The sequence below is a fragment of the Domibacillus sp. DTU_2020_1001157_1_SI_ALB_TIR_016 genome, assembly GCF_032341995.1.
In the GTDB taxonomy this organism is placed as follows: domain Bacteria; phylum Bacillota; class Bacilli; order Bacillales; family Domibacillaceae; genus Domibacillus; species Domibacillus indicus_A.
In genome coordinates, this window is record NZ_CP135439.1 from 2,389,567 (window position 1) to 2,408,299 (window position 18,733).

General features: G+C 44.1%; 21 protein-coding genes. 6 read left to right on the top strand and 15 right to left on the bottom strand.

The features are described 5' to 3' along the window. Positions 1–15 precede the first annotated feature (15 nt). From pyc to RRU94_RS20220, 3 genes are all read right to left on the bottom strand, one after another. Positions 16–3,453: a pyruvate carboxylase gene (gene pyc / locus RRU94_RS20210; RefSeq protein ID WP_315692652.1), complete on the bottom strand. Its 3,438-nt coding sequence runs from the start codon at positions 3,451–3,453 to the stop codon at positions 16–18. A gap of 77 nt (positions 3,454–3,530) precedes the next feature. After that, positions 3,531–4,676, bottom strand: a complete 1,146-nt coding sequence (locus tag RRU94_RS20215) for an FtsW/RodA/SpoVE family cell cycle protein (protein WP_315692654.1) — start codon at positions 4,674–4,676, stop codon at positions 3,531–3,533. A gap of 85 nt (positions 4,677–4,761) precedes the next feature. Further along, on the bottom strand, positions 4,762–5,043 hold the full coding sequence (locus tag RRU94_RS20220; RefSeq protein ID WP_050181559.1) for an Fpa/YlaN family protein: 282 nt from the start codon (positions 5,041–5,043) through the stop codon (positions 4,762–4,764). 164 nt (positions 5,044–5,207) lie between these two features. On the opposite strand from RRU94_RS20220, the gene RRU94_RS20225 reads away from it, so the two are divergent. Beyond that, complete coding sequence (locus RRU94_RS20225; protein WP_315692655.1) at positions 5,208–5,708, top strand: peptidyl-prolyl cis-trans isomerase; 501 nt, start codon at positions 5,208–5,210, stop codon at positions 5,706–5,708. Between the two features lie 31 nt (positions 5,709–5,739). On the opposite strand, the gene RRU94_RS20230 is transcribed toward RRU94_RS20225, so the two are convergent. Together RRU94_RS20230 and RRU94_RS20235 are read right to left on the bottom strand one after the other, a co-directional pair. Next, positions 5,740–6,843 carry an HD-GYP domain-containing protein gene (locus tag RRU94_RS20230; protein ID WP_315692656.1) on the bottom strand — a complete coding sequence of 368 codons (1,104 nt, stop codon included), beginning with the start codon at positions 6,841–6,843 and terminating at the stop codon, positions 5,740–5,742. Positions 6,844–6,876: 33 nt separating this feature from the next. Beyond that, on the bottom strand, positions 6,877–7,341 hold the full coding sequence (locus RRU94_RS20235) for a pyridoxamine 5'-phosphate oxidase family protein (RefSeq protein ID WP_315692657.1): 465 nt from the start codon (positions 7,339–7,341) through the stop codon (positions 6,877–6,879). A gap of 106 nt (positions 7,342–7,447) precedes the next feature. On the opposite strand from RRU94_RS20235, the gene RRU94_RS20240 reads away from it, so the two are divergent. After that, positions 7,448–7,651 carry a YlaI family protein gene (locus RRU94_RS20240; RefSeq protein ID WP_242232159.1) on the top strand — a complete coding sequence of 68 codons (204 nt, stop codon included), beginning with the start codon at positions 7,448–7,450 and terminating at the stop codon, positions 7,649–7,651. Beyond that, a complete protein-coding gene (locus RRU94_RS20245) occupies positions 7,639–8,064 on the top strand; it encodes a hypothetical protein (protein ID WP_315692660.1) in 426 nt (141 codons plus the stop codon). Before RRU94_RS20240 ends, RRU94_RS20245 begins: the two co-directional genes overlap by 13 nt. 14 nt (positions 8,065–8,078) lie before the next feature. Here RRU94_RS20245 and RRU94_RS20250 read toward each other — a convergent pair whose 3' ends face one another. Both RRU94_RS20250 and typA read right to left on the bottom strand, forming a co-directional pair. After that, the gene (locus tag RRU94_RS20250; RefSeq protein WP_315692661.1) at positions 8,079–8,393 is read right to left on the bottom strand and encodes a YlaH-like family protein; all 315 of its coding nucleotides are present in this window, start codon (positions 8,391–8,393) and stop codon (positions 8,079–8,081) included. Between the two features lie 31 nt (positions 8,394–8,424). After that, entirely contained in the window at positions 8,425–10,254 is a 1,830-nt protein-coding gene (gene typA, locus RRU94_RS20255) for a translational GTPase TypA (RefSeq protein WP_242232162.1), read from the bottom strand. Positions 10,255–10,410: 156 nt separating this feature from the next. Between typA and RRU94_RS20260 the strand changes: the two genes are divergently transcribed. Next, the gene (locus tag RRU94_RS20260; RefSeq protein ID WP_242232163.1) at positions 10,411–10,596 is read left to right on the top strand and encodes a DUF5325 family protein; all 186 of its coding nucleotides are present in this window, start codon (positions 10,411–10,413) and stop codon (positions 10,594–10,596) included. A 107-nt stretch (positions 10,597–10,703) separates the two neighbouring features. Here the strand turns inward: RRU94_RS20260 and RRU94_RS20265 are convergent, their stop codons facing one another. After that, complete coding sequence (locus tag RRU94_RS20265) at positions 10,704–11,492, bottom strand: inositol monophosphatase family protein (RefSeq protein WP_315692665.1); 789 nt, start codon at positions 11,490–11,492, stop codon at positions 10,704–10,706. Positions 11,493–11,629: 137 nt separating this feature from the next. Between RRU94_RS20265 and RRU94_RS20270 the strand changes: the two genes are divergently transcribed. Further along, positions 11,630–12,247, top strand: a complete 618-nt coding sequence (locus RRU94_RS20270) for a YktB family protein (RefSeq protein ID WP_315692667.1) — start codon at positions 11,630–11,632, stop codon at positions 12,245–12,247. Positions 12,248–12,286: 39 nt separating this feature from the next. On the opposite strand, the gene RRU94_RS20275 is transcribed toward RRU94_RS20270, so the two are convergent. Further along, the gene (locus RRU94_RS20275; protein ID WP_242232166.1) at positions 12,287–12,556 is read right to left on the bottom strand and encodes a UPF0223 family protein; all 270 of its coding nucleotides are present in this window, start codon (positions 12,554–12,556) and stop codon (positions 12,287–12,289) included. A gap of 139 nt (positions 12,557–12,695) precedes the next feature. On the opposite strand from RRU94_RS20275, the gene RRU94_RS20280 reads away from it, so the two are divergent. Next, complete coding sequence (locus RRU94_RS20280) at positions 12,696–14,165, top strand: aminotransferase class I/II-fold pyridoxal phosphate-dependent enzyme (protein ID WP_315692670.1); 1,470 nt, start codon at positions 12,696–12,698, stop codon at positions 14,163–14,165. A 41-nt stretch (positions 14,166–14,206) separates the two neighbouring features. Here the strand turns inward: RRU94_RS20280 and RRU94_RS20285 are convergent, their stop codons facing one another. From RRU94_RS20285 to RRU94_RS20310, 6 genes are all read right to left on the bottom strand, one after another. Continuing rightward, entirely contained in the window at positions 14,207–14,323 is a 117-nt protein-coding gene (locus RRU94_RS20285; RefSeq protein ID WP_315692671.1) for a GapA-binding peptide SR1P, read from the bottom strand. An 88-nt stretch (positions 14,324–14,411) separates the two neighbouring features. Beyond that, complete coding sequence (locus tag RRU94_RS20290; RefSeq protein ID WP_315692673.1) at positions 14,412–14,528, bottom strand: GapA-binding peptide SR1P; 117 nt, start codon at positions 14,526–14,528, stop codon at positions 14,412–14,414. Positions 14,529–14,616: 88 nt separating this feature from the next. Next, entirely contained in the window at positions 14,617–14,733 is a 117-nt protein-coding gene (locus RRU94_RS20295) for a GapA-binding peptide SR1P (protein ID WP_315692673.1), read from the bottom strand. A 172-nt stretch (positions 14,734–14,905) separates the two neighbouring features. Further along, positions 14,906–16,315 carry a dihydrolipoyl dehydrogenase gene (lpdA, locus tag RRU94_RS20300; RefSeq protein WP_315692675.1) on the bottom strand — a complete coding sequence of 470 codons (1,410 nt, stop codon included), beginning with the start codon at positions 16,313–16,315 and terminating at the stop codon, positions 14,906–14,908. A gap of 3 nt (positions 16,316–16,318) precedes the next feature. Next, a complete protein-coding gene (locus RRU94_RS20305; protein WP_315692677.1) occupies positions 16,319–17,683 on the bottom strand; it encodes a dihydrolipoamide acetyltransferase family protein in 1,365 nt (454 codons plus the stop codon). 69 nt (positions 17,684–17,752) lie between these two features. After that, on the bottom strand, positions 17,753–18,730 hold the full coding sequence (locus tag RRU94_RS20310) for an alpha-ketoacid dehydrogenase subunit beta (protein ID WP_251270367.1): 978 nt from the start codon (positions 18,728–18,730) through the stop codon (positions 17,753–17,755). Positions 18,731–18,733: the final 3 nt, after the last annotated feature.

Sequence of the window (18,733 nt, forward strand, 5' to 3'; positions counted from 1 at the left end):
TTTTTGTTTTTTATTTTATTTTTCAAGTTCTACCAGAAGATCGCCCGTGGAAATGGCTTCGCCGTTTTGTACATGGACAGCTGTAACCGTTCCATCAAATGGTGCCTGTACCGTTGTCTCCATTTTCATCGCTTCGGTAATCATGAGATGATCCCCACGCTTTACTTTATCGCCTTTTTCAAGGATGACTTTAATGACTGTACCCGGCATCGTCGCCGCAATATGACCCTCGTTTTTCGGATCAGCTTTCACTTTCGCATTAACGGCTGATTTGATGCTCTCATCTTTAATCACCACATCACGCGGCTGGCCATTCAGCTCAAAGCTTAAAATGCGTGTTCCATCGACCTGCGGGTGACCGATCGAAACGAGTTTCACAATTAGTGTTTTTCCTGTTTCAATCTCAATTTCTTTTTCTTCACCGAGACGCATGCCGTACAGAAACGTTGGTGTATCGAGAACCGAAATATCGCCATACTGTGCTTTTACTTTTGCGTAATCCGTAAACACTTTTGGATACAGAGCATACGCAATCACATCATGATCCGTGGGTTCTTCCCCGATTTCCTGCTCCAGCTCTTTGCGAAGGGCATCGAAATCAACGTCTTCCAGAAGTTCACCCGGACGTACGGTAATCGGTGATTTTCCTTTTAAGATCACTTTTTGCAGTTGCTCTGGGAAGCCGCCAACCGGCTGGCCAAGATAGCCTTCAAACAGTTCAATCACAGAGTCAGGGAAATCAATTTTGTCGCCGCGAAGCAGCACTTCTTCTTCCGTCAGGTCATTCTGCACCATAAAGAGGGCCATATCCCCGACTACTTTAGAAGACGGCGTTACTTTGACAATATCACCAAACATAAGGTTCACGCGGCGGTACATATCTTTTACTTCGTCCCAGCGGTCGCCAAGGCCGACGCCTTTCGCCTGCTGCTGAAGGTTCGAATACTGGCCGCCTGGCATTTCATGCTCGTAAATTTCCGTATGCGGCGCAAGCATGCCGCTTTCAAACGGCGCATAAAACTTACGGACATCTTCCCAGTAGTAAGAGACTTTTTCAAGCGCATCAATGCTGACAGACGGAGTGCGGTCTGTTCCTTCGAGTGCATAGTGAAGCGTGTTGGCGCTTGGCTGTGATGTAAGCCCCGCCATTGTGCTGAGAGCCGTATCAACGATATCGACACCCGCTTCAATCGCTTTCGTGTACATCAGCACACCGTTGCCGCTTGTGTCGTGCGTATGCAGGTGAACCGGAATATCAACCGCTTCTTTCAATTCAGAAATCAGGCGGTAAGCAGCCTGCGGCTTCAGAAGACCGGCCATATCTTTAATACCCAGAATGTGGGCACCCTGTGCTTCCAGCTCTTTCGCCATGTTTTTGTAGTATTCTACATTGTATTTTGCACGGGACGGATCATCGATATCCCCTGTGTAACAAATCGCCGCTTCAGCAATTTTACCGGACTGGCGGACTGCATCGATGGCAACCTCCATGCCTTTCACCCAGTTTAAGCTGTCGAAAATACGGAATACATCAATGCCGGACTCAGCAGACTGCTGGACAAACTCTTTAATGACGTTGTCCGGATAGTTTTTGTAGCCGACCGCATTCGATGCGCGAAGCAGCATTTGGAACAAAATGTTCGGCACCTGCTTACGAAGTGTTTCAAGACGCTTCCACGGATCTTCTTTCAAGAAACGGTACGCCACATCAAACGTCGCTCCTCCCCACATTTCCATTGAGAACAACTCTGGAAGCAGGCGGGCTGTTGCCGGTGCAATGTGTGTTAAATCTGTTGTACGAACCCGTGTTGCAAGCAGTGACTGATGGGCATCGCGCATTGTCGTATCCGTTAACAGCACCTCTTTTTGTGCCTTTACCCAGTTAACAAGGCCGTCTGCTCCCTGCTCGTCCAGGATCTGCTTCGTTCCGTGTGCTGGTTTTTCGGACAGTTTCACTTTCGGGATGCGCGGCGTGTCAAAGACAGGCTTTTTCTTCTGCTCCACACCCGGGAATCCATTCACTGTGACAGTGCCGATATAATTGAGCATTTTTGTTCCGCGGTCTTTTCGTTTCGGGAATACAAACAGCTCAGGTGATTTGTCAATAAAAGACGTATCATAGTTGCCTGAAATAAAATCTTCATGGCGCATCACGTTTTCCAAAAACGGAATGTTTGTTTTAATTCCGCGGATCCGGAATTCCTGCAGGTTCCGCAGCATTTTAGATGCGGCCTGTTCAAAAGTCATCGCAAACGTCGATACTTTTACAAGCAGTGAATCATAGTATGGCGTGATGACCGCACCCTGGAAGCTGTTACCGGCATCCAGACGGACACCGTAGCCGCCGCCGGAACGGTAAGCCATGATGCGGCCTGTATCCGGCATAAAGCCATTTTCAGGGTCCTCCGTTGTAACACGTGACTGAATGGCATACCCCATAGTGCGAATGTTCTTCTGCTCAGGAATGCCGACTTTGTCGCTGTGCAGCCCATGGCCTTCTGCCACAAGGATCTGCGTCTGTACAATATCGATTCCTGTAATCAGCTCCGTAATCGTATGTTCAACCTGTACGCGCGGGTTAACTTCGATAAAGTAAAAATCTTCACCTGCGGTTAAAAACTCCACGGTTCCCGCGTTCAAGTAGTCCACGTTTTTCATCAGCTTCACAGCCGCTTCACAGATACGATCACGCAGGTCTTCCGAAATCGAAACGGCCGGTGCCACCTCCACCACTTTCTGATGGCGGCGCTGAACCGAACAGTCACGTTCATACAAATGAACAACATTTCCTTCGTGGTCGCCGATAATCTGCACTTCAATGTGCTTTGGATTTTGAACAAATTTTTCTACATACACTTCGTCATTACCAAAGGCTGCTTTGGCTTCAGACTTCGCACGGTCGTATGCTTCACGTACTTCTCCGAGGTTTTGAACAATCCGCATACCGCGTCCGCCGCCGCCAAGAGCCGCTTTGATGATAATAGGGAAGCCATGATTTTTCCCGAATTCAATGACTTCATCTAAGCTGCCAACCGGTCCGTCAGTGCCTGGAATAACCGGGATCTCTGCTTTAATCGCCTGTGTACGTGCTTTTACTTTATCGCCAAACATATCGAGGTGAGCGGATTTCGGTCCAATAAAGACAATACCTTCCTCTTCACAACGTTTTGCAAATTCGATATTTTCAGATAAAAATCCATAGCCGGGATGAATAGCATCGACCTCTGCCTGCTTGGCAATTTCAATGATACCCTCGATATCAAGATAAGCATCAATTGGTTTTTTTCCTTCTCCTACCAAGTATGCTTCGTCGGCCTTATAGCGATGATATGAACCTGAATCTTCCTTCGAGTAAACAGCTACTGTCCGGATATGTAGTTCTGTGCAGGCGCGGAATACGCGGATGGCAATTTCTCCCCTATTTGCCACCAGCACTTTGCTGATTTTTTTCATCTTCATCTCTCCCCTGATCTGTTGATAAAATTATATATAAAAAGGTTCAAATCTTTGAACCTTTTTATTTTTAAGAGTTATAGTTTTTTTTCGTATTTTGACTGCATCGATATGTTAGCCAAAATACCAAGTGAAATTGAGAGCAGCAGTAAAGAAGATCCGCCATAACTGATAAATGGCAACGGAACCCCCGTAATAGGGATGACCCCTGACATGCCGCCGAGATTGATAAATGCCTGTATCCCAATCATCGAAGAAACGCCGACTGCAAGCATTGAACCAAACGAATCGGGACTCTTCACGGCAATACGAAGGCCGTGTAACACAATAAATAAAATGCCGCCTATTGCAAAAATGACTCCCAGAATTCCAAGTTCTTCAGCGATAATCGCCATGATAAAATCTGTATGCGGCTCCGGTAAGTAGCCAAGCTTTTGTACACTTTGGCCAAGTCCCCGACCGGTCAGTCCGCCCGAGCCAATCGCAAGATAGGAATTTACTAGATGATAGCCGTCGCCCTGCTCGTATTTAAAAGGATCTAGATAACTTGTTAGACGCCCCATTCGCTCTTCAGACAAAATTTCATCTTTTTGCCAAAAGAACAGCGGCGACAAAAACAGGGAAAAAACACCAATCAACAGCATAAACCTAACAAGCTTTTTCATTTTTATACCGGATGTTAAGACGATTGTCAACCCAATCGCAAAAATGATCGCAGCCGTTCCGAAGTCAGGCTGAAGCGCTACAAGGAAACAAATGCTAAAAAGCATAATAACTGGCGGCGCAATACTGTTGTTAAGCGAGTTAATATTTTTTTGTTTTTTTGAAAATATGGCAGCCATATAAAGAATGACAACCAATTTAGCAAACTCTGACGGCTGAATCGAACGCGCCCCTATTTGAAACCAGCTTTGGGCATTGTTTGATACATGTCCAAATGCAAACAGTAAAAGCAGCATTCCAAACATGCCTGCCAGCATCCATTGCTGAAACCGCTTCGCTCTTAAACGCTGGTACGGAAAAAAGGATACAACGCCAAAAGCAATAAAAGCCATAAGAATATGTATCTTCTGCTTATCATAAAAATAACCACTTTCAAGTCCCCACCGCTGAACGGCCATTACTGAACTTGCACTAAAAATCATCATCAGCCCAAATAAACATAAAATACAAAACACGGCCGCCAACGGATAATCATATGATTTTAAATTTCTTTTCCACATACAAACCTTCCATTCATGCGCTTACCGATAAGCGATACTCGTTAAGTTAAAAAAACTCAAACAGCTGTTTGAGTTTTCTGTCTGTTTACCGGTCAACGGATGCTTCATGCAATGCTGAAAGTTCTTGCTCAAGTGAGTCAATCAGCTGTTTGCCATCTGCTTCATCCACCAGTCCGAGACGTATAGCGAAGTCTATTTCACGGGATAAGCCGAACATTTGAGTGTCAAGCACTTCCTCGTATAAAGGACATTGCGGCATCGTTAAATTGTCCATTTGCACTTTGATGAGACGCAAAATTTTTTCCGCATCCGCCTGCAACAGAGAGTAGGCCTTTTCCCGATGGTCTATTTTCATTTCAGATGCCATAATTTCTCCCCCTGTTCCAAGAATGGAATCACTGTATATTAAAAGATTTTATCGTTAATACAGGGAATTTGCAAGGAATTTTAACAGGCAGACTGACAACACAAAATTTTCACGCTATACTTGTGAGGAAACATAGTTCACTTACATAAAGGAGACATGATTCGATGGAGCAAATCATTCCCATCAAAGGAAACGTCTCGTTTCCGCTCACTCTTGACCCTGGTGTGTGGATTTTCGACGACCGCCGCATTGATTTAGACGACTTTTTTTCCTCATCACCTCGGCCTGAACGGGACACAGAGCAAGAATACATAAAAAGTACATCGAAATTTTGGGAAAAAGAAATTCGGGAAGGTGCGGTTTTTCCGCCGACGATTAAATCCGAAAAAAAATATGAAAAAGAAAAAGTGCTCACCAGCACATTCGGCGTGCCGCTTTCACCCTTTTTAAAAAATGCGGTGCCGTCAGACATCGCTTCCCAAATTGTGATCGAAACAAAGGACGGTTCTTTTTCATTTCCCCTCGCAGAAGCGGACTCGCTCATCATGCAGTTTTCCTTTAAAGGAAAACCGCTGCGGGAAGACGGCCCCGTTTATGTCTTACTGAAAGATGGATCAAACCGTGACTGTCCGATCAAAAATGTAACGGCTATTTCTGTTCAGTAAAAATCCATCTGCCTTCGGGCAGATGGATTTTTTATGTACCAGACAATGTTGTATCCGTTTCTTTTATAAAAACGGTTGTTTCAACTGCTAGATTCACTTTATAAGGCACTTTTAAGTTGTGTCCGTCTTCCTCTAAAATAAGCAAAACAGGCCGGTCGCTGACATGCTCATTCTGCTCGCACACAATACCCTTCCGGCCGTCTGTAAGCCATACGGTTAAACCTGTTGGATACATCACGATCGCTTTGCGGAATTTTTCAATATACTCCGTTTCAAACTCGGTTCCTGAACCTGCATATAAAATTTCCATTCCTTCATGCGGCAGCATCGCTTTGCGATAAATTCGATTTGAGGTTACCGCGTCGTATACATCGGCAATCCCAATCATTTTCCCGAAAATATGAATTTCATTTCCCTTTAAGCCGCGCGGATACCCAGAACCGTTTAAGCGCTCATGGTGCTGAAGCGCACAATGGGCTGCAGTCAGCGGCAGCCCGTGTTCTTTCCGAAGCAGCTCAAAGCCTAATTCTGTATGAGATTTCACAATAGTAAATTCGTCACTTGTCAGCTTTGAGGGCTTTTTTAAAATGGCTAGCGGAATCAGCATTTTTCCTACATCGTGCAGCATTGCCCCTAAGCCGATTTCTTCTGTTTGTTTTGGTGTTAAATTTTTCAGTTTCATACTGAGCGCCAGTGTGTAAATGGTCACGTTTAGTGAATGAGTAAAAATATAATCATCATGGGCATATAAGTGGGTCAATAAATCAATCGCTTCTTTTCGGCTTCTGATCTGCCTGATAATATCGCGGACAACAGAAACAAACTTTTTTTCCATTTTGTGAAAGCCGAATTTCGGTGAATCTGCCGATAAGTCCTTTTTCAATTGATTAAACGCTTCCGACATAACACAGAGAGCTTCTCTTCTTGTCCCTTCTGTTAAAACCGGGCGAATATAGATGTCATCCGTACGTGCATCTTCAATGTATAAGTATGAAATACCAAGCGAGTACAGCCGCTTCACGATAGGCGGTGTGAGCTCAGCACCGGCCTTCAGCAGTATTTGTCCTTTGCTGTTTAAAACATTTTCAGCAAGAAAGACATTTTCTTGGATGGATGACACAGCGACTAATCTCAAAATGTTCGAACTCCTTATATAGCCAAAATAACGTTATTGAATCGTTTCCTGTTTTAAAGCTGCCATAATTTGCCCGTCCAGCTTTTCGGCTGCCTGTAAATCGTATGTTTTTTCGGAAACAGGTTCTACTGTAATTCTCGATCCATAAAACATAACATCCCGCACTTCTTTAATAGACACTTCGATAACAGATGCTTTTAACGGTACTCCCTCTAAATGAGAAGATAGGATTTTTGCACTACCACTGATTGTATAAGCCGATTCGGAGGCAAAAACAGCCAGGGAAACCAGTGCATTTTTATGAATATTGTGGATGATTTTTGAACGGCTGTCTACCGCTATACGCAGCGTTGTATCATTTAAAGCATACACCCAGGAAATCGCATTCATAAAAGGGGCCCCAGTTTCCGCGTCTACTGTCGAAAAAAATGAAAGGCGTTCCGATTGAAGTGCTTCGAACAATTCCGGTATTAAATATGGTTCGTTTCGATTTGCCAACGCCACCGCTCCTTCTGACTTTTCTCCTATTATACCGATATTCTGTCTGCATTTCTATATGCTGCCCTCTCCCATGTTATACTACTTGTAAAACGGAGGTGCCTCTATGAGAGTAAAATGCATAATGTGTGACAAAATTGAATCAATTGACGATCAATTGCCTTCTGCTAAAAAGCTGCGCAACCGGCCTATTCATACCTATATGTGTGAAGCATGCCGAGCACGTATTGCGGAAAAAACCGAGCAGCGAATCCGTACAGGACAGTTTTTTGTTTATCGTTCTGGAAAAGAAAAAGAGTGGCTTTCATAAGAAGCCTTCTGCTGGCTGGCACTGCAGGAGGAATAGTGCTCGGCTTTTTCTTAAAAGCAGCCGAATGGCTTACAGGAAAGAAAGTGTATACCTTACTGCTGAACGTTGATTTCATTCCTCTTCTTAACCGAATCGTGTGGCCGGAATGGATGGAATTTTTCTTTCACTTACTTCTTTCTTTTTCGATCACAGCTGTTTTTTTGGGACTGCTTTCAAAAACGAAGCGGCCTTTTACAACTGCTTTTGTTCTTATGCTGCCGACTGCTTTTCTGTACTACCCTTTATCTATACTTTCTCACAAGTCCGTTGCTGCTCCGTACGATGGACAGGCTTTTGGCTGGTGGGCAGCAGGACACGCTTTATATGCCCTTGTCCTTGGTCTGTACGGGCAAAAAATAAAGCGGGAGGCATAAGCCTCCCGCTTTATTCAGCGTGCGGTTCTTTCTTGTTTTTGATGCTTTCTCAGCCTGAATTTATACGTCCCTAACACAAGGGCAGCTACAATCAGGCTTTCAACAACCGGCAGCTGGTAAGACAGGATTAAAAGCAGCAGGGAGCCGGCCGCAAGGGAAACATAAACGATGGCGTTTTGCCACATTTTTAGTTTTTTTGCAAATCCGAGATTATAAACGAGAATGGAGAGGGCAATTAAAACAGCCCAGTAAATATAGATCGCTGTTTGAACACCAAATGATTCAATAAGAGCCCGGAGAAGCGGGCCGACATGTTCCAATCCTTCCACACTCATTCCTCCCTATCCTTATGCTTAATGCTTAGTCCTGCTTATTCTTTTTCGCTGCGCGCTCACGTTCGTTTTTATCTAGGATTTTTTTGCGAAGACGGATCGATTCCGGTGTTAATTCGCAGTATTCATCATCATTCAAGTACTCAAGCGCTTCTTCAAGAGACATAATGCGCGGCTTTTTCATTGTAGCGGTTTGATCTTTGTTTGCAGAACGGACATTGGTTGCCTGTTTTGTTTTCGCGATATTTACCGTTAAATCATTGTCACGTGTATGTTCGCCCACGATCATACCGGCATAAATTTCTGTACCCGCTTCGACAAAAATTGTTCCGCGGTCTTCTACACCCATGATGCCGTATGTGGACGCTTTTCCAGTTTCCTGCGATACAAGAACGCCCTGGCGGCGGCCGCCGATGCGTCCTTTTTGCATTGGCTGATAGCTGTCAAACGTGTGGTTGATAATGCCGTAACCGCGTGTCATGGTTAAAAACTCTGTTGTGTATCCGATCAATCCACGTGCAGGCACCATGAAAATCAAACGGACCTGGCCGTTTCCATTGTTGATCATATCGAGCATTTCACCTTTACGCTCACCCATTGATTCGATGATAGAGCCGGTGTATTCTTCCGGCACATCAATTTGAACGCGTTCAACCGGTTCACATTGAACTCCATCAATTTCGCGAACGATAACCTGCGGCTTCGATACTTGAAGCTCGAATCCTTCACGGCGAAGGTTTTCAATTAAAATGGATAAGTGAAGCTCGCCACGCCCTGATACGATCCACTCATCTGGAGAAGCGGTATTTTCAACACGAAGGCTGACATCTGTTTCAAGCTGTGCATGAAGACGTTCTTCGATCTTTCTTGATGTAACAAATTTTCCTTCGCGGCCAGCGAATGGGCTGTTGTTTACAAGGAAGTTCATTTGCAATGTTGGCTCATCGATGCGAAGTACCGGAAGTGCTTCTTGATGCTCCATTGGTGTAACTGTTTCACCAACGTTAATATCTTCCATGCCGGAAACGGCTACAAGATCGCCGGCTTTTGCCGTTTCAATTTCAACCCGTTTTAATCCAAGGAAGCCAAACATTTTTGTTACACGGAACTGTTTTACTTTACCGTCAAGCTTCATTAACGCTACAGACTGCCCAACAGACATTTCGCCGCGGAAAACACGGCCGATTCCGATACGGCCTAAATAGTCATTGTAATCAAGAAGAGCTACTTGGAATTGAAGCGGCTCGTCACTGTTATCAACCGGTGCCGGGATATGTTCGATAATCGCTTCGTATAGTGCTTCCATGTTTTCATCTTGTTTTTCCGGATCTGTACTTGCAGTTCCGTTAATACCAGACGCATAAATAACCGGGAATTCAAGCTGCTCATCATTTGCATCAAGCTCAATGAAAAGCTCAAGTACTTCATCTACTACTTCTGCCGGACGGGCAAAATCACGGTCAATTTTGTTAACAACAACAATCGGACGCAAATTTTGCTCTAGTGCTTTTTTCAATACGAAGCGTGTCTGAGGCATGCAGCCTTCATACGCATCGACAACAAGTAAAACACCGTCAACCATTTTCATGATCCGCTCTACTTCGCCGCCGAAGTCAGCGTGTCCTGGTGTATCCAAAATGTTGATTTTTGTATCTTTATATTGAATCGCAGTATTTTTAGCGAGAATTGTAATACCGCGTTCGCGTTCAAGGTCGTTTGAATCCATCGCGCGCTCTTCTACATGCTCATTTGAACGAAAAATACCTGACTGCTTCAATAACTGATCGACCAGCGTTGTTTTTCCGTGGTCAACGTGGGCGATAATCGCGATGTTCCGTAAATCGTTTCTTGTTTTCAACCTATTTCCTCCTGCCTTTTCTAGAAACTTCGTTTTGTTCGGTTTCCATTAACTGAGCTATTATACCACATCATAACCACGATGCCTATTTGGAAAAAGCGGCATTGCAAAAAAAGATCTCGTTGTACTACAATAGACAAAAAGGAGGTCTGCACTTTGCCTACTATTCAATGGCCGTTTTTAGGATTTGCTGTTTTAGCCGCTGCATGCATGATTGGCATCGGTATTGCCATCGGTGAAGGAAGTATTTTAGGCGGCGCGCTCTCTATTATCCTGCTTCTCGCTGTTATGGGATTTGGATTTTCGTACAAAGCGAAAATGCGCCGGGCAGGCAAATTATAAAAAGGTACAAGGTAACAATGCCTGGTGCCGGGCCGAGTAAAGCCCTACATATAACGGACTGCTTACAATAAAAAGGAACAGCCGCACAAAGCGCTGTTCCTTTTTTCTTAGCTCAAATATTTCTTTAAAATGTCTTCATAAAGACCCGGCGCTGCCGCAAAAACCGGATTGATGGAAAGCATATCAATGTCTTCTCCGCTAATCGTGCTCACAATGCCGCCCGCTTCTTCGACAATCATTTTACCACCGGCAAAATCCCACGGTGCATTCCGCATTGTAATATAGGCGCTTAAACGCCCTGAAGCTACATAAGCAAGTTCCAGCGCTGCTGACCCGTATGATCTTACTCCGCGCACATCTTTCGCCAGCTGGATGAGTTTGTTTTGATCAAAATGCCGATTGTTAATCAGCCATGTGGCACTAATCCCTAATATAGCCGTTTCAACCGGTACTTGTTCGAGTTTTTGAAGCGGTGTATCGTTCATCCAGGCCCCATGTCCTTTTCTGGCATGATAAAGCTCGTCATGAACAATGTCATATATGTATCCAAGCTGGCCGATACCGTCCTCATAAATACCGATAGAAATGGCGAAATTACGCTGCTGGTGAACAAAATTCATCGTACCGTCAATTGGGTCGATCATCCATATCACACCATCAAGCGATTTGATTTGATCTCCCTGGCCTTCTTCCCCTAAAATACGATGATCAGGAAAGTGGGAGCGGATATTCTCTATAAAAAATCGCTCTGTTTCCTGGTCTACATTTGTCACTAAATCATTCGGATTTGACTTTGTCTGAATGGTGAGCGAATTAGTAAAGGATGCGCGTATATTTGTGCCGGCTTCCTGAATCCACCGCTTCACCGTTTGGTCTATTTTTGTCCAATTCGCCATGATACAGCCCCCGTCTCACTTCTATTCCGTTTTTTATCACCTTACACGAAATAAAAAGGCTTATCAAGTTTTTCCAACTTCTCATGATATGGTAACATTAATATGAAAAATGATTTGCAGGAAAGGATTACACTCCCATGAATTTTACCGGTTTTACAGAAGAAGATTTTCAGACCTTCCAAATAAATGGTCTTACAGAAAGAATGACTGCCATACAGGAACGGATCCAGCCGAAATTCAATCAGCTCGGCAGCGCTCTGGCCGATGATTTGGCAGTACTGCTCGGACAGGAAATGTTTTTGCACATTGCACGCCACGCGCGACGTAAAGTGAATCCGCCAAACGATACGTGGCTTGCTGTGGCAGACAACAAGCGTGGATATAAGCAGCACCCCCATTTTCAAGTCGGCTTGTTTGACGATCATGTTTTCGTTTGGCTTGCTTTTATTTACGAGCTGCCGCGTAAAAAAGAAATTGCCCAAGCCTTCTTAACTCATCAGCAGATGCTCGATAATACGATACCGGCTGACTATGTGGTGTCTCTCGATCATTTGAAAAAAGACGCTCAAACGTGGGAAGAGCTGAACGTTGAACAGGCTCTCGAGCGGTTCCGGGATGTAAAAAAAGCGGAGCTTTTAATTGGCCGCCACATTCAAGCGGATGACCCCGTGCTGCAGGATGGAAAAGCACTTTATACCCTTATTAAAGAAACGTTTGAAACACTTCTTCCTATTTATCAGCTTGCTTATAAATAAACAGCAGCCCATTTCCTCTGCCGAAATGGGCTGCTGTATTTACATGCGTATTTTTGTTTGTTCAGGAGCCTGCTTCATTTTTTGAACAGCCCGGTAGGAAGAATAGCCGCTTACTTCTTCAAACTCATTGCAAATGCGCTTTTCTTCTGCTTTTCCTGGCACAATTTCTTTAAAGCGGCGATACCGTTCCATTAACGTTTCTTTGGCAATTCCTTTTTCATAAGCCTGCTCAATGGCTTCGAAAAAGGAAACGACATCAATCACTTCTTCCGTTGACCAGTCCGTTGAAAACGGGTACGAATATTCCATTTTTCTCACCTCCCTTTATTTATTCGCTTTTGTACAAGTCATCTCCTTGCTTGGGAAGAAAAATTTCTTTGCAAGGACCATGCAAAGTGCTATAATTCTTTTGCTTTAGCGAATGATTAGAAAAGAGGTGGAAATGGCGTTGTCACAACACGAAACACCATTATTTGACGGGCTTCTTCGCCACGCCGAACGGAACCCAGTTCAATTTCATATTCCAGGTCATAAAAAAGGAAGCGGAATGGACCCCGTCTTCAAAGAATTTATCGGAGAAAATGCGCTTTCCATTGATTTAATTAATATTGCACCCCTTGATGACCTCCATCAGCCGCACGGTATCATTAAAGAAGCCCAGCAGCTGGCTGCCGAGGCATTTGGTGCTGACCATACGTTTTTCTCTGTTCAAGGAACAAGTGGAGCTATTATGACGATGATTATGGCCGTTTGCGGACCTGGTGAAAAAATCATTGTACCGCGTAATGTCCATAAATCCATTATGACTGCGATTGTATTTTCTGGTGCAGTTCCGATCTTTATTCATCCTGAAATTGATAAAGATTTAGGAATTTCGCACGGTATTACAACCGAGTCTGTTACTCGGGCATTAACAGAGCATCCGGATGCAAAAGGCCTGCTCGTGATTAACCCGACGTACTTCGGCATTGCGGGCGATTTAAAACAAATCGTTGATATTGCCCATTCATTCAACGTTCCCGTTCTTGTCGACGAAGCACACGGTGTTCATATCCATTTTCATGAAGACCTTCCGATTTCGGCTATGCAGGCAGGAGCTGATATGGCGGCCACGAGTGTGCATAAGCTGGGCGGTTCTATGACCCAGAGCTCTATCTTAAATGTACGCGAAGGACTTGTATCCGTAAATCGTGTACAGACGATTTTGAGCATGCTGACAACGACATCTACGTCTTATATCCTGCTTGCTTCCCTTGACACCGCACGGAGACACCTTGCGATCAACGGGCATCAAATTATTGAGCAGACCCTGAAATACGCGCAGGAAACACGGAAAAAAATAAACGAAATTGATCACCTGTATTGTGTAGGGGAAGAAATTCTAGGCTCAAAAGCTACGTATGATTATGACCCGACCAAACTGATTGTTTCTGTTAAGAACCTTGGTATAAGCGGCCATGATGCAGAAAAATGGCTCCGGGACTGTTATAACATCGAGGTAGAGCTCAGTGATTTATACAACATTCTCTGCATTATTACACCAGGGGATACGAAAGAAGATTGTGAACTGCTTGTGAAAGCTTTAACTGAAATGGCAGCTTCCTTTAAAGGCACTGTTCAGTCTAGATATGCGCATGTAATGCTGCCGGATATCCCGCTGTTAGCACTGTCTCCTCGTGAAGCTTTTTATGCCGAGACAGAAACCGTCCCACTTGATGAATCAGCAGGCCGGATTATGGCAGAATTTATGATGGTTTACCCGCCGGGTATCCCAATTTTTATTCCGGGTGAAATCATTACAGAAGAAAACCTGCGTTATGTAAAAGAAAACGTAGCAGCCGGACTTCCTGTTCAAGGTCCGGAAGATGAAGAATTAAAAACATTACGTGTGATCCGCGAACGCAAGCCGATTTATTAAAAAAGAGCCGCTCCAGTTGGAGCGGCTCTTTATATATCCGTTCAGTCATCACTCTCTGTTTCATGATCACAGCCACAATGAGAGTATAAAACTGTCACCTTTTCTTCTTCAAAGTGCTCAATTGTTACTTTGCATGACTTGCAGATGATTGTTCCCATGTTTTATAACCCCCTGTTTTTGTTTTTGAAAGTGATTTATGTTTATTAAATTTATATCCACTTGGAGCGGCTCATTTTAGCTATCCGTTCAGTCGTCACTTTCAGCTTCATGATCACAGCCACAATGAGAGTATAAAACTGTCACCTTTTCTTCTTCGAAATGCTCAATTGTTGCTTGGCAAGACTTGCAGATGATTGTTCCCATGTTTTATAACCCCCTGTTTTTGTTTTTGAAAGCGATTTATGTTTATTAAATTTATATCCACTTGGAGCGGCTCATTTTAGCTATCCGTTCAGTCGTCACTTTCAGCTTCATGATCACAGCCACAATGAGAGTATAAAACTGTTACCTTTTCTTCTTCGAAATGCTCAATTGTTGCTTGGCAAGACTTGCAGATGATTGTTCCCATGTTTTATAACCTCCTGTTTTTGCTTCTGAAAGCGATTTATGTTTCTTGAGTTAATAATAATATAACACATTTAAAATTTCAAGCTCTAATTGTATAACATATTTAAAAACGGGACAAAAAACCCCCGGTTTCCTAAAATAAGGAAACCGGGGGTTTCAATGTAATCATTCGATTATTTTACGATGTGAATTGGTGTTCCAAGTGCTACTTCTGCTGCTTCCATTGTCATTTCAGCAAGCGTAGGGTGAGCATGGATTGTCATCGCTACATCTTCAAGTGTCATACCTGCTTCAATCGCAAGACCAAGCTCTGCCACCATGTCAGAAGCGCCTGAACCAGCGATTTGCGCGCCGATGATCAGTCCGTCTTCTTTGCGTGATACCACTTTTACGAAGCCGTCTGTGCTGTTAAGCGCAAGCGCACGGCCATTCGCTGCAAATGGGAATTTCGCAGATACGATTTCGATGTTTTCTTCTTTTGCTTGTGCTTCACTGTAACCAACTGTTGCAAGTTCTGGCTCTGTAAAGCAAACTGCTGGAATCGCAAGGTAATCCACTTCAGATTTTTCTCCTGCAATCGCCTCAGCAGCAATCTTACCTTCGTAAGATGCTTTGTGGGCCAAAGGAGGTCCCGAAATGATATCGCCGATTGCGTAAATGTTTTCTACACTTGTACGGCACTGTTTGTCAACTTCTACCAAGCCGCGCTCTGCTACTTTCACGCCGACACCTTCAAGACCCATTTCATCCGTGTTCGGACGACGGCCTACTGTAACAAGTACGTAATCAGCTTCGATTGTTTCTTCTTTTCCGCCTGCTTCGTATGTTACTTTTACGCCGTTTTCTGTTTCTACGGCAGATTTAGCCATCGCGCTCGTTACGATTTCGATGCCTTTTTTCTTCATGTTGCGTTTAACAATCGCAGACATTTGTTTTTCAAAGCCGCCAAGAATTTCAGGAGCGCCTTCAAGAATTGTTACTTCTGTTCCAAAATCCGCATATGCTGTTGAAAGCTCAGAGCCGATGTAGCCGCCGCCGACAACAACCATTTTTTTAGGGATTTCTTTTAGTGATAATGCGCCTGTTGAATCAATAACGCGGTTTGAAAATTTAAAGTTTGGAATTTCAATCGGGCGTGATCCAGTAGCAATGATCGCATTTTTAAATGTATACGTTTGTGCAGAATCTTCACCCATAACACGAAGCGTATTCGCATCGTTGAAGTAAGCTTCACCGCGAACGATTTCCACTTTATTTCCTTTTAGAAGGCCTTCAACGCCGCCTGTAAGCTTGTTCACGACGCCAGCTTTCCACTCTTGTACTTTGTCGAAGTTTACAGAAACAGCTTCAGCAATGATACCGATATCGTCAGAGTGTTTCGCCTGCTCGAAACGGTGAGCTGCTGTTAAAAGAGCTTTAGAAGGAATACAGCCTACGTTTAAGCAGACGCCTCCAAGATTTTCTTTTTCAACGATCGTTACTTTTTGTCCAAGCTGTGCTGCGCGGATTGCCGCTACATAACCGCCAGGGCCTGAACCAATTACTATAGTGTCTGTTTCAATTGGGAAATCTCCTACTACCATCTCTTACGCCTCCATTAGTAAAAGTTCTGGGTTGTTTAACAACCGTTTAATGTGATTCAACGCATTTTGTGCAGTCGCTCCGTCAATCATACGATGATCAAAGCTCAATGATAATGCTAACACAGGTGCCGCTACAATTTCACCATTTTTTACAATTGGTTTTTCAGCAATGCGTCCAATACCCAAAATTGCTACTTCTGGATGGTTGATAACTGGTGTGAACCATTGTCCGCCGGCAGAACCGATATTGGTGATTGTGCAAGATGCGCCTTTCATTTCTGCAGGAGCCAATTTGCCATCACGTGCTTTTACAGCAAGTTCATTGATTTCGTTAGAGATCGCAAACATTGATTTGCGGTCTGCATTTTTCACAACTGGCACCATCAAGCCTTTTTCAGTATCAGCTGCGATACCGATGTTGTAATAGTGCTTATGAACAATTTCGCTTGTTGCATCATCGATGGATGTGTTAAGCGCAGGGAATTCACGAAGCGCACTTGTCAAAGCTTTTACAACGTATGGAAGGAACGTTAATTTTACGCCTTTTTCCGCCGCAATATCTTTGAACTTTTTGCGGTGTGCCCACAACTCGGTTACTTCTATTTCGTCCATTAGAGTAACGTGTGGTGCTGTATGTTTTGAGTTGACCATCGCTTTGGCAATGGCTTTGCGGATGCCGCTCATTTTTTCGCGTGTTTCTGGGAACTCGCCTTCTGGAATCGCTACTGCCGCTGCTGGTTTTGACTCTTCTTTTGCTGCTGGAGCTTCTTGTTGTACAGCTGCTTCAGCTTGTGCAGAAGTGTTCGCACCGCCGTTCACGAATGCATCAATATCTTCTTTCACAATACGGCCATTTTTACCGCTGCCTGCTACTTGAGCGATGTTTACATTTTTCTCACGTGCGTATTTACGTACAGATGGCATTGCAATGATGCGGCGGTTCGGGTCTACTTCTTCCTGTGTTTGAGCCGGGCCTGTGTGAATAGGACCTGTAGACTCTTTCGGCGCTTCTTCAACAGGTGCCTTATCAATGTTTTGACCGCCTTCTAAAGAAGACTGAACTTGCGCTTCTGTTTTTGCTTCGCCTTCGTCGCCGTGATCGTCGCCTTTGAATTTCAAATCTTCGTATCCAGGAGCGTCAAATTTGATTAATGTATCACCAACGATTGCTGTAGTGCCCTCTTCAACCAGTACTTCTTCTACTGTTCCTGCAACTGGTGATGGGATTTCAACAACTGCTTTATCGTTTTGTACTTCGCAAAGTACGTCATCTTCCGCTACTTTGTCACCTGGCTTTACAAACCACTTGACGATTTCACCTTCGTGAATACCTTCACCGATGTCTGGTAATTTAAATTCAAATGCCAATGCATTCAGCCTCCTAATAATTGAATTTTGAAAAGGAGGCAGTGCCTCCTTTTCATGAATTAAGTATGATTAAAATTGAAGAACTTTTTTCGCTGTTTCGATAACATCTTTATGGTTTGGAAGCCATACACCCTCTGCTTGTGAGAATGGGAATACAGTATCCGGTGCTGCTACACGCAGAACAGGAGCTTCCAGGCTTAAAATTGCACGATCGTTGATTTCTGCTACAACGTTCGCTGCAATACCGCCTTGTTTTTGCGCTTCTTGAACAACGATAGCGCGTCCTGTTTTCTCAACTGAAGCGATGATTGTTTCGATATCAAGCGGCTGGATCGTACGAAGATCGATTACTTCAACAGAATGTCCTTCTTTTTCAAGCGCTTCTGCTGCTTTAAGAGATTCATGAACCATTGCGCCGTACGTAATGATTGAAAGGTCTGTACCTTCACGTTTTACTGCTGCTTTTCCAAGAGGAATTGTGTATTCTTCTTCTGGCACCTCTTCACGGAATGAACGGTACAATTTCATGTGCTCTAAGAAAATAACCGGATCGTTGTCACGAATAGCAGAGATCAAAAGTCCTTTTGCTTCGTAAGGAGTAGAAGGAATAACTACTTTTAAACCAGGCTGCTGTGCTACCAATCCTTCTAAGCTGTCCGCATGAAGTTCTGGTGTATGAACGCCGCCGCCAAATGGAGAACGGAACGTTACAGGAGCAGAATAAGTTCCGCCTGAACGGTAACGCATACGTGCAAGCTGTCCGTTGATAGAATCCATTACTTCGTAAACAAATCCGAAAAACTGAAGCTCTGGTACTGGGCGGAACCCTTCTAAAGCAAGACCGACAGCTAAACCACCGATTCCAGATTCTGCAAGCGGCGTATCGAAAACGCGATCTTCCCCGAATTCTTTTTGAAGGCCTTCTGTTGCACGGAATACGCCGCCGTTAACGCCGACGTCTTCGCCGAAAACAAGGACGTTTTCGTCATTTTTAAGCTCTACGCGCAAGGCATCCGTAATCGCTTGAATCATTGTCATTTGTGCCATGGC